Origin of the sequence: Pseudomonas sp. Leaf434, assembly GCF_001425545.1 — a bacterium.
GTDB lineage: Bacteria > Pseudomonadota > Gammaproteobacteria > Pseudomonadales > Pseudomonadaceae > Aquipseudomonas > Aquipseudomonas siliginis.
Window position 1 is genome coordinate 41,547 of the sequence record NZ_LMQZ01000014.1, and the last position, 14,378, is coordinate 55,924.

General features: G+C 60.6%; 15 protein-coding genes and 1 pseudogene. 9 read left to right on the forward strand and 7 right to left on the reverse strand.

Going from position 1 to position 14,378, the window contains the following annotated elements; all coding sequences use genetic code 11:
* Positions 1 to 3: 3 nt before the first annotated feature.
* The 3 genes from ASG55_RS25685 to ASG55_RS25695 all read left to right on the forward strand — a co-directional run bounded on the left by ASG55_RS25685 (position 4) and on the right by ASG55_RS25695 (position 4,499).
* Entirely contained in the window at positions 4 to 924 is a 921-nt protein-coding gene (locus ASG55_RS25685; RefSeq protein ID WP_024014781.1) for a LysR substrate-binding domain-containing protein, read from the forward strand.
* Between the two features lie 188 nt (positions 925 to 1,112).
* Positions 1,113 to 3,089 (forward strand): methyl-accepting chemotaxis protein, encoded by a 1,977-nt coding sequence (locus tag ASG55_RS25690; RefSeq protein ID WP_016772578.1) that lies wholly within the window; start codon positions 1,113 to 1,115, stop codon positions 3,087 to 3,089.
* 195 nt (positions 3,090 to 3,284) lie between these two features.
* Entirely contained in the window at positions 3,285 to 4,499 is a 1,215-nt protein-coding gene (locus tag ASG55_RS25695) for an aldose 1-epimerase family protein (protein ID WP_056791618.1), read from the forward strand.
* Here the strand turns inward: ASG55_RS25695 and ASG55_RS25700 are convergent.
* Together ASG55_RS25700 and ASG55_RS26655 are read right to left on the reverse strand one after the other, a co-directional pair.
* Positions 4,496 to 5,989: a YifB family Mg chelatase-like AAA ATPase gene (locus tag ASG55_RS25700; protein ID WP_056791621.1), complete on the reverse strand. Its 1,494-nt coding sequence runs from the start codon at positions 5,987 to 5,989 to the stop codon at positions 4,496 to 4,498. The genes ASG55_RS25695 and ASG55_RS25700 overlap by 4 nt on opposite strands.
* Before the next feature lie 383 nt (positions 5,990 to 6,372).
* Positions 6,373 to 6,837, reverse strand: coding sequence for a hypothetical protein (locus tag ASG55_RS26655; protein WP_082530345.1), 465 nt, complete (start codon positions 6,835 to 6,837; stop codon positions 6,373 to 6,375).
* A 253-nt stretch (positions 6,838 to 7,090) separates the two neighbouring features.
* On the opposite strand from ASG55_RS26655, the gene ASG55_RS25705 reads away from it, so the two are divergent.
* A complete protein-coding gene (locus tag ASG55_RS25705) occupies positions 7,091 to 7,360 on the forward strand; it encodes a HigA family addiction module antitoxin (RefSeq protein WP_056791624.1) in 270 nt (89 codons plus the stop codon).
* Between the two features lie 212 nt (positions 7,361 to 7,572).
* On the opposite strand, the gene ASG55_RS25710 is transcribed toward ASG55_RS25705, so the two are convergent.
* On the reverse strand, positions 7,573 to 7,833 hold the full coding sequence (locus ASG55_RS25710) for an accessory factor UbiK family protein (RefSeq protein WP_008086041.1): 261 nt from the start codon (positions 7,831 to 7,833) through the stop codon (positions 7,573 to 7,575).
* A gap of 394 nt (positions 7,834 to 8,227) precedes the next feature.
* Here ASG55_RS25710 and glnK point away from each other — a divergent pair, with 394 nt between their 5' ends.
* From glnK to ASG55_RS27365, 5 genes and pseudogenes are all read left to right on the forward strand, one after another.
* A complete protein-coding gene (glnK, locus tag ASG55_RS25715; protein ID WP_002555808.1) occupies positions 8,228 to 8,566 on the forward strand; it encodes a P-II family nitrogen regulator in 339 nt (112 codons plus the stop codon).
* Positions 8,567 to 8,603: 37 nt separating this feature from the next.
* Positions 8,604 to 9,941: an ammonium transporter gene (locus tag ASG55_RS25720; protein ID WP_041476939.1), complete on the forward strand. Its 1,338-nt coding sequence runs from the start codon at positions 8,604 to 8,606 to the stop codon at positions 9,939 to 9,941.
* A 214-nt stretch (positions 9,942 to 10,155) separates the two neighbouring features.
* On the forward strand, positions 10,156 to 10,581 hold the full coding sequence (locus ASG55_RS25725) for a secondary thiamine-phosphate synthase enzyme YjbQ (RefSeq protein WP_024014775.1): 426 nt from the start codon (positions 10,156 to 10,158) through the stop codon (positions 10,579 to 10,581).
* A gap of 101 nt (positions 10,582 to 10,682) precedes the next feature.
* A complete protein-coding gene (gene sutA, locus ASG55_RS25730) occupies positions 10,683 to 11,009 on the forward strand; it encodes a transcriptional regulator SutA (RefSeq protein ID WP_056791627.1) in 327 nt (108 codons plus the stop codon).
* 78 nt (positions 11,010 to 11,087) lie between these two features.
* Positions 11,088 to 11,189 (forward strand): annotated as a pseudogene (locus tag ASG55_RS27365) (metal ABC transporter ATP-binding protein); the annotation flags it as partial.
* 10 nt (positions 11,190 to 11,199) lie between these two features.
* On the opposite strand, the gene ASG55_RS25735 reads toward ASG55_RS27365, so the two are convergent.
* The 4 genes from ASG55_RS25735 to dapF are packed head-to-tail and all read right to left on the reverse strand — an operon-like array spanning position 11,200 to position 14,375.
* Entirely contained in the window at positions 11,200 to 11,907 is a 708-nt protein-coding gene (locus tag ASG55_RS25735; protein WP_056791630.1) for an HAD family hydrolase, read from the reverse strand.
* The gene (gene xerC / locus ASG55_RS25740) at positions 11,904 to 12,803 is read right to left on the reverse strand and encodes a tyrosine recombinase XerC (protein WP_024014773.1); all 900 of its coding nucleotides are present in this window, start codon (positions 12,801 to 12,803) and stop codon (positions 11,904 to 11,906) included. The genes ASG55_RS25735 and xerC overlap by 4 nt, the downstream gene beginning before the upstream one ends.
* 2 nt (positions 12,804 to 12,805) lie before the next feature.
* Positions 12,806 to 13,531 (reverse strand): DUF484 family protein, encoded by a 726-nt coding sequence (locus tag ASG55_RS25745; protein ID WP_041476935.1) that lies wholly within the window; start codon positions 13,529 to 13,531, stop codon positions 12,806 to 12,808.
* A gap of 13 nt (positions 13,532 to 13,544) precedes the next feature.
* Positions 13,545 to 14,375, reverse strand: coding sequence for a diaminopimelate epimerase (dapF, locus tag ASG55_RS25750; RefSeq protein ID WP_056791632.1), 831 nt, complete (start codon positions 14,373 to 14,375; stop codon positions 13,545 to 13,547).
* Positions 14,376 to 14,378: the final 3 nt, after the last annotated feature.

The window sequence follows — 14,378 nt, forward strand, 5'->3', positions numbered from 1 at the left end:
TGTATGTCCCGACGCCTTCCGCCGTTGTATGCCCTGCGCGCATTCGAAGCGGCAGCGCGACACAGCTCGTTCACCCGCGCGGCGGAAGAATTGTCGATCACCCAGAGCGCGGTCAGTCGGCACATGCGCACCCTTGAAGAACACTTCGCCTGCCGGCTGTTTCATCGCAGCGGGCGCAACCTGCAACTGACCGAATCGGCACGGCTGCTGCTACCCGGTATCCGCGAAGGCTTCGCCGCCCTCGAGCGCGCCTGCAATACCTTGCGCGCCGAGGACGACATCCTGCGCATGAAAGCGCCATCGACCCTGACCATGCGTTGGCTGCTGGCGCGGTTGAGTCGCTTCCGCCATTTGCAGCCGGGCAATGAGGTGCAACTGACCAGCGCGTGGATGGACATTGATTCGGTGGACTTCAACAACGAACCGTTCGATTGCGCGGTGTTGCTCAGTGACGGGCATTTCCCGCCGGACTGGGAAGCGAGCCTGCTGTTTCCCGAGGAATTGATCCCGGTCGGCGCGCCGAACCTGCTCAATGATCAACCTTGGGATGTAGCGCGTCTGGCGACCGCCGAACTGCTGCACCCGACCCCGGATCGCCGTGACTGGCGCAGTTGGCTGGAGCGCATGGGCCTGTCCGATCAGGTCTCGCTCAAGGGCGGACAAGTGTTCGATACGCTGGAGCTGGGCATGATCGCGGCGGCGCGCGGCTACGGCGTTTCGATGGGGGATCTGTTGATGGTTGCCGAAGATGTTGCGCAAGGGCGCTTGAGCCTGCCGTGGCCTACGGCCGTCGCCAGTGGCCTGAATTATTACCTGGTGTGGCCGAAACCGCGCCCGGGAGGTGAACGTTTGCGCCGCCTCAGCGATTTTCTCCAAGGCGAAGTCCGCGCCATGCAATTGCCGGCGGTAGAGCGCTTGAGCTGAAACGTTCGAGCCGGCACAATGCCACTACTGCGCCATACCCACGCAATCCGCTCAAGTATTCGGTTTTACCGCCGACTACGAGCATGTGGAACCGTCGTGCCGGTTCCGCGTTACACCCCACTATTAGAATATTTTCCGGGCAATTACCGCGATCAAGGAGGATTCGGTGGCTCGGCCAGGAGCTGTTCATGTCTCAACCTCGTGCTCGGATCGCCTCGCAGCTGGGTCTTGCCCTTGCTGTGATACTGGCGATAGTCATCAGCGGCAGTACGGTGTTCGCCTTGCGTTCGCTGGATTCCGCCAACCTCGCCACCCGTGAAGAGCATCTGGCCAGTGAGGCCCGGCTGCTGGCCGATCAACTGAGTACCTTCCACGGTACGCTGCGCGAAAGCACCCTGCGCCTGAGCGGTCTGTTCGAAAAACGCTTCGGCAGTGGCCTGAGTGTGCACCCCGATCAGCCAGTGACCGTGGCCGGCGTGCAGACCCCGGGTCTGCATCTGGGCAACGAAGTGCTGAACAACAACTTCAAGGAAGTTGACGAGTTCAAGCAGATGACTGCCGGTGTGGCCACGGTATTCGTGCGCAGCGGCGAAGACTTCATTCGCGTCAGCACCAACGTCAGCAAGCAGGACGGCACCCGTGCCATCGGCACCGTGCTCGATCATGCCAACCCGGCCTACGCGAAGTTGATGGCAGGGCAGAGTTATGTCGGCCGCTCGTTGCTGTTCGAGCGCTACTACATGTCGCAGTACACACCGGTGCGCGATGCGGGCGGCAAGATCATCGCCGTGTTGTATGTAGGTTTCGATTACACCGACGCGCAGAACGCGCAGTTCGCCAATCTCAAGCGCTTCCGCATTGGCAAGACCGGCTCGCTGGCCCTGCTCGACGAGCAGAACAAATGGCTGGTGCCGATTGCCGGTGTCGAAAACCTGGATCAAGCCGCCCCGACCATCAACAACCTGGTGAAAACCCCGGGCAAGGGTGAGTTCTGGAGCGACAAGGGCGAGGACTTCTACAGCATCGCCGTGCCGTTCGAAGGTGGCCCTTGGTCGGTGGTGGCGAGCATGCCGAAAGCCGAGATCCGCGCGGTGACCTGGAGCGTCGGTACGCAACTGGCGATCGGCAGCCTGCTGGCGATGTTGCTTGCGGTCGGTTCCGTGGTCTGGCTGCTGCGCAGCAAACTCGCGCCGTTGGGCGATCTGGTGCGTCAGGCTGAGGCCTTGGGTGCTGGTGATCTGAGCGTGCGTCTGAACGTATCGAGCCACGATGAAATCGGGCAGCTGTCCCGCGCGTTCAACCAGATGAGCCAGGCGCTGTCGACCATGGTCGAGCACATCCGCCGCGCTTCGGAAGAGGTCAATAGCCGTGCGCAGGCGCTGTCCGGTTTGTCCGGTGGTGCTTACGAAGGCATGGAGCAACAGTCGGGCGAAATCACCAGCATGGCCGGCGCCGTGGAAGAGTTCAGCGCGACGTCGTTGAACATCGCCGACAACATGGGCGCGACCCAGCGCCTGGCGCAGGAAAACGCTCAGCAAACGCAGATCGGCCGCAGCTCGATGGAAGAAGCGTCGTCGTCGCTGGAGCAGATCGCCGGTGCGCTGAACAGCACCGCCAGCGTGATCAACACGCTGGGGCAGCGCTCGCAGGAAATCGGCGGCATCGTCGGCGTGATCACTTCGATCGCCGAGCAGACCAACCTGTTGGCGCTCAACGCTGCCATCGAAGCCGCGCGTGCCGGTGAGCAGGGTCGCGGTTTTGCCGTGGTCGCGGACGAAGTGCGCAGCCTCGCCTCGCGTACCCGTCAGGCGACCGACGAAATCTCCAGCATGATCCACAGCATCCAGCAGGAAACCGGTAACGCGATCAGCACCATGGAGCAGGGCAATGTGCTGATGCAGGAAGGTTTGTCGCGCAACGCCAACGTGGCGTCGGCGCTGGCGCGGATCGACGAGCAGAGCCGTTCGGCAGGCCAGCAGTTTGCTGCGATCACCACCGCCACTCAGGAGCAGAGCAGCACTGCGACGTTGCTGAGCAGCAATTTGCAGAGCATCGCCTTGGCCAACAGCGAGCAGCGTGAGGTGGTGTCGAACCTGGCTGTCACCGCGAAAGAGCTGGAGAAGCTGGCGGCGGATCTGCGTTCCGAGGTTGATCGCTTCCGTTGATGCGTCTTTGAAACAGCTACCGCGAGCAGGCTCGCTCCCACAGTTTTCGGTGTGATTCACAAAGGTTGTGAAATCCGGAAACCCCAGTGGGAGCGAGCCTGCTTGCGAATGCTTTTCTCCCACCGCTTCTTTGCACTTGCTGAAACGTTTCCGCAGCGCTATAAAAATGGCACAACTCCAATAAAGGCTGCTGCCATGACCCCGCTCAAACTCCTCGTCGCCCTCGGCGTATTCTCTGCCGCTTCTCACGCAATGGCCTGGGACTATGTCCTGCTCGACGCCAATACTCCGGCAAAAAACTGGACGATCACCAGCGAGCAACTCGGTGTAAAAACCGCCAAACCGTTTTCCGTGACCCTGCGTACTCTGCATGGCGGTCGTCAGGAGGGCGTCAGCATCGTCGACATCGATAACGGCACGATGAAACTCTCGGTGGTGCCGACCCGTGGCATGAACGTGTTGCAGGCCTCGGTGGGCGACGTGCGCATGGGCTGGGATTCGCCGGTCAAGGACGTGGTCAACCCGGCGTTCATCGAGCTCAACGGTCGCGGTGGTCTGGGCTGGCTGGAGGGCTTCAATGAGCTGGTCACCCGTTGCGGTTACGAGTGGGTTGGCCATCCCGGCATGGACAACGGCGAATTGCTGACCTTGCACGGTCGCGCCGCCAACATCCCGGCCAGCACCGTCACTTTGCACATCGACGAGAAGCCGCCGTATGCCATCACGCTGCGTGGCGAGCTGAAAGAGCAGGCATTCAAGAAAGTCGATTTCTCGGTAGCGACCGAACTGGTCACCGAACCGGGCAGCGCAAGCTTCGCCCTTAACGACACTCTGACCAACAACGGCGACTATGCGAAGGAATATCAGGCGCTGTATCACAGCAATTTCAGCACACCGTTTCTTGAGCAAGGGGCAAAATTCGCTGCGCCGGTGAAGCAGGTGTCGCCGTTCAACGACAAGGCCAAGGGTGATCTGCCCGACTGGCAGACCTATCGCGCGCCGACCAAGGATTACGACGAAACTGTCTACAACGTCGTGCCTTACGCCGACGCCAAGGGCGACACCTTGACCGTGCTGCACAACAAGGCCGGTAGTCTCGGCGTATCCGTAGGCTTCAACACCGAGCAGTTGCCGGTGTTCTCGCTGTGGAAAAACACCGACACCCAGGGGCAGGGCTACGTCACCGGCCTGGAACCGGGAACCAGTTTTTCCTACAACCGTCGCTATCAGCGGCCGTTGAATCTGGTGCCGACCATCGCCCCAAAACAGCACAAGCAGTTCCAGATCAGCTACAGCCTGTTGGCGGATAAAGCTGCGGTGGATAACGCCTTGAAGCGCGTGACCGAGATTCAGGCCGGGCGTGATACCGAAGTGCGTCAGGCACCGCTGGTTGATCTGACCGAGCATTAAGGTGTCGCCGGCCGGTATTGCAGTGCCTCGGCCAGATGCTCGCGGGTAATCGCATCGGCCTGCTCGAGATCCGCCAGCGTGCGCGCGACCTTGAGCAGGCGATGCGCCGAGCGCAGCGACAGGATCAGTCGCTCGCAGGCCGCCTCCAGCCATTTCTCGTCAGCTGTGGATAACTTGCAGTGACGCTTGAGCCCCGGCAGATCGAGAAACGCATTGGCACAGCCCTGACGTTTCTGCTGGCGCTCCCGCGCTTCGGCGACCAACGCCGCAGCGCTGGCGCTGTTTTCACCGGGCTTGGCTGCCGGATTCAACGCGGTTGCCTCCCGCGCCACGGTCAGGTGCAGATCGATACGATCCAGCAGCGGCCCTGACAACTTGTTGCGATAGCGTTGGACCATATCCGGTGTGCACGAGCATTTGCCGCTGGGTTCGCCAAGATATCCACAGGGGCACGGATTCATCGCGGCAACCAATTGAAATCGCGCGGGGAAACGTACGCGATCCTTGGCCCGCGCGATGACGATATGTCCCGACTCCAAAGGCTCGCGTAAAACTTCCAACACCTTGCGATCAAACTCCGGCAACTCATCGAGAAACAGCACGCCATGGTGGGCGAGGGTGATCTCGCCGGGTTGCGGTTTCGAGCTGCCACCGACCAATGCCGGCCCTGAAGCCGAATGGTGCGGTTGCCTGAACGGCCGCTGCGGCCAGTGAGTCAAGGGAACCCCGCTGGCGACCGATTGAATCGCTGCCACTTCCAGCGCCTCGCATTCGGATAGCGGCGGCAGTAATCCTGGCAGACGACTGGCCAGCAGCGTCTTGCCGGTTCCCGGAGGCCCGCTGAACAACAAGTTGTGCGCCCCCGCTGCGGCAATCAGCAATGCGCGTTTTGCGGCTGTTTGACCCTGCACTTCGTTGAGGTCGGGATAGGGCTTGGCAGCGTGCATCAAACCATCGGAAACGTAAGGCTCGACCGGCGTGTGCCCATTGAAATGCGCCACCGCTTCCAGCAAATGATCGACCGCAAACACCTTGAGCCCGGATGCCAGGCACGCCTCTTCTGCATTCGCTCGAGGCACCACCAGCGCCCGCCCGGCCTTGCGCGCCGCCAGTGCCGCCGGCAGCACACCACGCACCGGCCGCACGGCACCCGACAGCGCCAACTCACCCAGACATTCCACCTCGTCCAGGGTCAGGCAGGGCACCTGCACACTCGCCGACAGAATCCCCAAGGCAATCGCCAGATCAAACCGCCCGCCATCCTTGGGCAGGTCCGCCGGCGCCAGATTCAAGGTGATCCGCCGCGCCGGAAATTGCAGTCCGGAATTGATGATCGCGCTGCGTACGCGATCCTTGCTCTCCTTCACCGCCGCTTCAGGCAGGCCGACCATGGTCAGCGACGGCAGACCGTTGGCCAGATGGACTTCGACGGTAACAGCGGGGGCTTCCACGCCAGTCTGGGCGCGACTGTGGACAATGGAGAGGGACATGGTCGTTCCTTGAGCTGAATCGGGGAGCCGCTTCATGCGGGTTTTTGAAGGGTAGTTGAGCCGGGTTTCGGTGCTGAAATAGAGGTTTACAAGACGTATCCAGACCCGATGGGCTGTCACTGCTTGCCTGAATTAGAGCGTTGACTCTCGCACGGCATTGAAGGATCATCCCATTCGAGGACTGCAACTGCGCATTCGTCGGGACTGGGCACCAGCAAAAGCTCCCCCGCATTTTTGGCAGCAGAGAAAGCTGGTTTCTCTGAAGTAGTGACGACGGGCTAGCCTGTCGGATTCTGAACCCAAGGCCGTAAAGCCAGGAGCTAAAGAATCGCTGCGACTACTCCTCAAAAAATACTTAAAAGGCGTCCATCGGACGCCTTTTTTTATTTCTGATTTGGTGGTGCTCGTGGTATCTGCCCCACTAACGTGCCATGTGCACGTTTTTGCGGGTACCAAGTCACCACGAAGTAACCAAATCCTGTGGCGCGCTCGTGTCGCGGTTCAAGAATCAGTGTTCCCATAGATGTCCTCAGTACCGCGACCCTGTTTCCACATCGTTGTTCTTTGAACTCACAATAGATTTGCGCCCCCGGGACGATCATTTTCGCAACAATCGCTGCTACCCCATCGGCAGTCTGGCAACCATGCTTGAGCAAATCGGCACTATGGGCTTCCCAAATGTGCACTACGCCAAAACCACTATTCGCTCGACGGTGAATACCTACCCGCAGATAAATCTTCCCGCCTGGCAAGCCGAATTTTGGCATATCGGGGATCGTGCCAAAGATGTAACCACCATCTGGATGCTGAACCAGCGTGTTTTCTTTGAGCTTGAGCAAATCAGACAAGAGGGATCCAGAACCAGAGTGTCTGGCGATCAATGTGTATCGCCTGGAACTCGACGAATAGGATCGACCAGCGCAGGCGAAAGCCACCAGCCTAATCACAGCGAAGAGCTCACGGAATCAGGCGCAGACGCTGATGTTTGTAGGGCCATGCCCTAATATTTGTAGGACGCTGGCGAAAGGGGTGTGAAGGTCTTGTATCCGGGAGTCGGATGCTCCAGTTGGCCACTCAACGCAGCCTCTGGAGGCAAAAAAAATGGACCGCAGTGGTATGCGCCCGATTCATTCGGGCGAGGTTCTGAATAAGGAATTCATGGAGCCGTTGGGCATGACCGTCATGGATCTGGCCATGCCCACGAAGTGGCCCGAAAGCGAGATCGAAAAGCTTGTGAAATGCCAGCTCAGGATCTGCGCCGATCTGGCAATCAGCCTCGCCATTCAGCTCAACACTACGCCTGAGTTATGGATGAATCTTCAGTCGACTTACGATTTGCGCAGAGCCCAGCTCCGGCATGCGGGCTCATAGCGATTGCAGCATCCGCGAAGCCCTTTTCCACCATGGCCCTGCCCGGGTCGCCCAACCCTCTGCTGAACATTCAGCATCAGATGAGCTTAGAAACCTGGGCTTTTTGGCGCAATCGGACGGCGGTCATTAAGGTTGTAGGACGTTGCGGGGATGGTTGAAGGGCTGAAGATCAAAAGATCGCAGCCTTCGGCAGCTCCTACAGGGGACGCGAATTATTCAGCGGGCGGTGTCAGCTTCGCTTCCATCTCGGCAACCTTGGCTTCGAGGCTTTCGAGGCGGGCGCGAGTACGCGCCAGCACTACCATCTGACTATCGAACTCTTCCCGGCTGACCAGATCGAGTTTGCTGAAGGCACTTTGCAGCAGCATTTTGAACTGGCTTTCGATTTCGGCTTTCGGCAGCGGGGTGTCGCCGTTGAAGAGGCGGGAGGCGGTGCCGCTCAGGGCGTCGAGGAAGTCTTTGGGCGCGAGCATGGGAAATGTCCTGGAAACAATGGCCGGCAGTGTATCACGCAGTGTCTATAGTCAATCCCGTTGCACGGATGCACGCTTTTCGCGCAGGGGGACGGACGGTGGCGCACCGTTGTTGTGCGTATCGGCAAAAGCTTTTCTGCCCGAGCGCTTGCAACAGGTGCCAAGCGATTGAAATGCAGGGTTTTTGCCGAGCTGGCAAGGTTTCTGCTTAGTCACCCTCGACCCATGCACTGATGCAGTCGCTGTTACGAATGCAGTGCGGCAGACGAAGCGGGGAGTTTCGTCTGATGCGGTTAGCTGGCGTCAACGATGCGTTACAAAGCCAGGCACTGCGCTTAGACTTGAGACGGGTTTGTTTTCCTGGGGCAAGTCCACCAATTCGGGAGAGAGTTTCATGAAGCTAGTCACTGCCATCATCAAGCCGTTCAAGTTGGACGACGTGCGCGAGTCGCTGTCCGAAATCGGCGTGCAGGGCATTACCGTCACTGAAGTCAAAGGCTTCGGCCGGCAGAAGGGTCACACCGAGCTGTATCGCGGCGCGGAATATGTGGTCGATTTTCTGCCCAAGGTGAAAATCGACGTGGCCATCGACGACAAGGACCTGGATCGGGTTATCGAGGCGATAACCAAAGCGGCCAACACCGGCAAGATCGGTGACGGCAAGATCTTCGTGGTCAATCTGGAACAGGCGATCCGCATCCGTACCGGCGAAACCGATACCGACGCGATCTAAGCGCCGCCACAAACCCAACGCCCCAGGAGAAAACAATATGACTCTGCGTAAATTCGCAGGGCTAGGCGCCCTGTTGTCCATCGTAATGCCCGGCATCGCCATGGCGGCAGACGAAGTGGCAGCGCCAGTCCTCAATTCCGGCGACACCGCCTGGATGCTCACCTCGACAGCGCTCGTGCTGTTCATGACCATCCCCGGCCTGGCGCTGTTCTACGGCGGTATGGTTCGCTCGAAAAACATTCTTTCCGTGCTGATGCAGTGCTTCGCCATTACCGGTCTGATCAGCATCCTGTGGGTCATTTATGGCTACAGCATTGCCTTCGACACCACCGGCATGGAGCAGGGCGTCGTCAACTTCAATTCGTTCTTCGGTGGCATGGGCAAGGCGTTCCTCGCCGGTGTCACGCCTTCGAGCATCACCGGCCCGGCGGCGCTGTTCCCCGAAGCGGTGTTCATCACCTTCCAGATGACCTTCGCGATCATCACCCCGGCGCTGATCGTCGGTGCGTTCGCCGAGCGCATGAAGTTCTCCGCGATGCTGATTTTCATGGGCATCTGGTTCACTCTGGTTTATGCACCGATCGCGCACATGGTCTGGTCCGGTAACGGCGGCCTGATGTGGGACTGGGGCGTGCTCGACTTCGCTGGCGGCACCGTGGTGCACATCAACGCCGGTATCGCCGGTCTGGTCGCGTGCCTGGTACTGGGCAAGCGCAAAGGCTTCCCGACCACACCAATGGCTCCGCATAACCTCGGCTACACGCTGATGGGCGCGGCGATGCTGTGGGTCGGCTGGTTCGGCTTCAACGCTGGTTCCGCTGCTGCCGCCAACGGCACTGCCGGTATGGCCATGCTGGTTACTCAGATCGCCACCGCCGCTGCGGCACTGGGCTGGATGTTTGCCGAGTGGGTCACCCACGGCAAGCCAAGCGCACTGGGTATTGCTTCGGGTGTGGTCGCCGGTCTGGTCGCGATCACTCCGGCCGCTGGCACTGTAGGCCCGATGGGTGCACTGGTGATCGGTCTGGCCGCAGGCGTGGTGTGCTTCTTCTGCGCCACCACCCTGAAACGCAAACTCGGCTATGACGATTCCCTGGATGCCTTCGGCGTGCACGGCATCGGCGGTATCCTCGGCGCGATCCTCACCGGTGTGTTTGCCGCACCGGCACTGGGCGGCTTCGGCACCGTGACTGACATTGGCGCGCAGGTCTGGATTCAGATCAAAGGCGTCGGCTTCACGGTGATCTACACCGCGATCGTCACTTTCATCATCCTCAAGGTGCTGGACGCCGTCATGGGTCTGCGCGTAACCGAGGAAGAAGAGTCGGTCGGCCTCGATCTGGCACAACACAACGAACGCGGCTACAACCTGTAAGTACGCGCGATAAAAAATTGCCCGGTTCGCCGGGCATTTTTTTGTCCGGGATTTGTCATTCAAGGTGCGGCTGAAAGGATTTTTCTTACGGCTTTGGTCGTCTTTACGACGAGGCTTTTTCTGCGGGCAATCGCTTACATCGCTGCAGGAATATTAGGGCCTTTGTTTTTTTTCAGAGCACGCTAGAATGCGCCCCGAACGAGCGGAGAACTGTATGTGGCAACAGACTCTGATAACCCTGCGGGCAAGGCCCCGGGGCTTTCATCTGGTGACGGACGAGTTACTCGCAGGCTTGCCTGAACTCAAGACCTGTCGGGTCGGTCTGTTGCATTTGTGGCTGCAGCACACGTCGGCATCGTTGACCATCAACGAGAACGCCGATCCGGCAGTTCGTCGCGACTTCGAACGATTTTTCAATCGTCTGATCCCACAAGGAACAGACGGCTACGAGCACAACGACGAAGGCCCGGATGATCTCCCGGCGCACTTCAAGGCCAGCGTGCTCGGTTGCCAGATCAGTCTGCCGGTTGCGGCAGGGCGGCTGGCACTGGGTACCTGGCAAGGGATTTATCTGGGCGAGCACCGTGATCATGGCGGTGCCCGTAAAGTCCTCGCCACCTTGCACGGTGAACAGGCATGAGCCGCTGCCGGGCAGCGGCAGAAGATTTTTCAACGGCGGCTTCGACAGCCGCCAAAGCTGGTCTATAACTAATCTGCTTTTGGCAAGTCATGAGGTAGAACATGAGCGACGATGATCTGGAAAACGACGACCTCGAAGTAGGCGACGAAGACGAGGCCGAGGAAGGCCTGGAAGCGGCAGCGGAAGACGTTACCGAAGACGATGGCGGTGACGACACGCCGGCCCCGGCTGCCAAAGGCAAAGCCAAGGCTGCGGTCTCGGTCGACGAGTTGCCGAGCATCGAAGCCAAGAACAAGGAGCGCGACGCCCTGGCCAAGGCCATGGAAGAATTCCTTGCGCGCGGCGGCAAGGTGCAGGAAGTGGAGGCCAATGTGGTCGCCGATCCGCCCAAGAAGCCGGACAACAAGTACGGCAGCCGCCCTATCTGAGGCGCGTCGCTCGCTTGCTGAAAAAGCCCGCCGTCGCTGCGGGCTTTTTTATGCCTGGAATAAATGCGTTGAAAACAAATGCAGTCCCCTGTGGGAGCGAGCCTGCTCGCGAAGAGGGCATGTCAGCCGACATACATGTTGAATGACACACCGCATTCGCGAGCAGGCTCGCTCCCACAGGGTTTGTGGATTATTTCGAGGTGGCATTCCAGCGCGAGAGCACGACGGGCAATTCGGTCAGGCTGCGAATTTCCGCATCCGGCAAGCGCTCCGCTTCCCAGACCTTGCCCGTCGGGTTGAACCACACCGCGCGCAAGCCTGCCTGCTGAGCGCCGGCAATGTCATCGCCAGGATGATCGCCGACATGCACCGCCGCTGCGGGGCTTACACCGCCGCGCTGTAACGCTTCATGAAACAGCCGTGCATCCGGTTTGGCGATGCCGATGTCTTCGGCGCACAAGGCGAACTTGAAGTAATCCGCCAGCCCCAGCCGGCGCACGTCGGCATTGCCATTGGTGACCACGCCGAGGGCGTAATGATTGGCGAGCAGCTCCAGCAGCGGCTCGACCTCCGGGAACACTTCGATCTGATGCCGCGCATGCAGGAACACTTCAAAAGCCTTGTCAGCCAGCTCCGACGCCTCGCCGTGGGCATATCCGGCTTCTTCCAGCGCATGGAACAGCACACGTCGACGCAGCGCGCTGATGCGGTGCTTGAGCCCCGGTTCGCCCGCCAGCACACGCTCGCGAATCGACCACAAATGCTCCACCGGCACCGCGCCCAGACCCGAGGCATGTTCGCTCAGCCATTCGCGCAACACGGTTTCGGCGCTGGCGATCACCGGAGCGGTGTCCCACAGGGTGTCGTCGAGGTCGAAGGTGATCAACTGAATGCTCATGAATCATCGCCTTTCATGCGTTTGGCCCGGGGATGGGCGCTGTCGTAGACCGCCGCCAGATGCTGGAAGTCGAGGTGGGTATAGATCTGTGTGGTTTTGATATCGGAGTGGCCGAGCAATTCCTGCACCGCGCGCAGGTCCTGCGAGGACTCGAGCAAATGGCTGGCGAACGAGTGCCGGAGCATGTGCGGATGCAGGTTCTGCCCCAGTTCGCGCTCGCCAGCCAGTTTGACCCGCACCTGAATCGCGCGCGGGCCAAGGCGTCGGCCTTGCTGGCTGACAAATACGGCATCGTCCGCCGGATTGGTCATGGCTCTAAGCGGCAACCAGTGTTCCAAGGCTTCGCGGGCCTTGGTGCCAACCGGCAGTAGCCGGGTCTTGCTGCCCTTGCCGAGCACCTGAACCATGCCGTCGGCGAGGTCGAGTTGATCGAGATTGAGCCCGGTCAGCTCGGACAGGCGCAGGCCAGAGGAATAGAACAGCTCCAGAATCGCCTGATCGCGCCGGGCGAGAAAATCGTCCTCGACCGCACCTTCCAGCAGCTGCAATGCGCGATCGGTATCAAGGGTTTTCGGCAGGCGTCGTTCGCCTTTCGGCGGGGCCAGGCCGGTGGCCGGGTCGTGGTCACACAGGCCTTCGCGATTCAAGTAGTGATAGAGCCCGCGCACCGCCGAGAGCAGGCGGGCGAGGCTGCGCGAGGACTGGCCTTGAGCATGCAACCGGGCGATCAGGCTGCGCAGGCGCTGGATATCCAGCGCGGCCCAGCTGCCGATGTTCTGCTTGATGCACCAGCCAAGGACTTTATCGAGGTCGCGGCGATAAGCCGACAGGGTGTGCGGCGACACCTGTCGCTCACTGCGCAGATGTTCGCAGTAAGCGTCCAGTTGTCGTTCCATGGTCAGCGTACCGAGCGCAGCGAGCTGTTGACCCGTGGCAGCACGCGGCCCATGACCTCGGCGATGTAGCTCAGGAACAGGGTGCCGACCGAGCTCTTGTAGTGCTGCGGGTCACGGCTGGCGATGGCCAGAATGCCGTGAATGCCCTGATGGCTGATGGCAACCACGGCGGTCGAGCCGATCTGCTGGCGCTGTTCTTCGCCGAAGAGGAAATCCAGCTCATGTTCACGCAGGCTGCCGCTGACGCTTTTGCCTTCGGTGAGCAGGCCACCGATCGCGGTTTGCGCGTCGGCGTGAGTCACCCAGCGGCCGACCGGTGCGGGGTTATCGCCGAGCAGGATCAGGCTGACGAAAGGCACCTGGAAATCCTGACGCAGGCTGTCCTCAACGCTGATGACCACGTCTTCCAGGGTCGATGCATCCATCAGCGCGAGGATCAGTCGGCGGGTCTTTTCAAACAGGCGATCGTTGTCGCGGGCCACGTCCATCAGATGCGAAAGGCGATGGCGCATCTCGATGTTGCGGTCGCGCAGGATGGTCATCTGCCGTTCGACCAGCGACACGGTGTCGCCGCGTCGGTGCGGAATGCGCAACGACGGCAGCAGCTCTTCGTGCTCGACGAAGAAGTCCGGATGAGCCTCCAGGTAGGCGGCAACCGCGGCTGCCTCGAGGCTCTCGGACGCTGATTCGTCGGCTGGTCGGGCGGGTACCTGTGGCTTGTCGGTCATGATTTCTGCTCGCTCAAAGACGCACTTGTCCTTCGTATACACGCACTGCCGGACCGGTCATCAACACCGGTTCGCCCGGGCCGGCCCACTCGATGGACAGACGCCCGCCGGGCAGGTCGATCAACAGCGGCGAATCCATCCACCCCTGACTGATGGCCGCCACCGCCGCCGCACAGGCGCCGGTGCCGCAGGCCTGGGTTTCCCCGGCGCCGCGTTCCCAAACACGCAGTTGCGCGCGATGGCGGTCGATGACCTGAAGGAAGCCGACATTGACCCGCGCCGGAAAGCGCGGGTGGTGTTCGATCTTCGGCCCCAGTTCATGCACCGGTGCGCTGTTGATGTCGTCCACGCGAATGACCGCATGGGGATTGCCCATCGACACGGCGGCCAGTTCGACCGTGGTGCCATCGACTTCCAGCGGATAGCTGCTGGCCTGGGCCGGCGCCTGGAATGGAATGTCTGCCGGCACCAGGCGCGGCGCGCCCATGTTCACGCCGATCTGGCCGTCGTTACGCACGTCCAGTTCAATGATGCCGCCCTTGGTCTCGACGCGGATCTGCCGTTTGGCGGTCAGACGCTTGTCGAGCACGAAGCGGGCGAAGCAGCGCGCACCGTTGCCGCACTGCTCCACTTCCGAGCCGTCGGAGTTGAAGATCCGGTAGCGAAAGTCCACGTCCGGGTTGCTCGGCGCTTCGACGATCAGCAACTGGTCGAAACCGATACCGGTGTGGCGATCGCCCCATTGCTTGGCGTGTTTGGGCTGAATGTGCGCGTGCTGGCTGACCAGGTCGAGGACCATGAAGTCGTTGCCCAGGCCGTGCATTTTGGTAAAACGCAGCAGCATGGG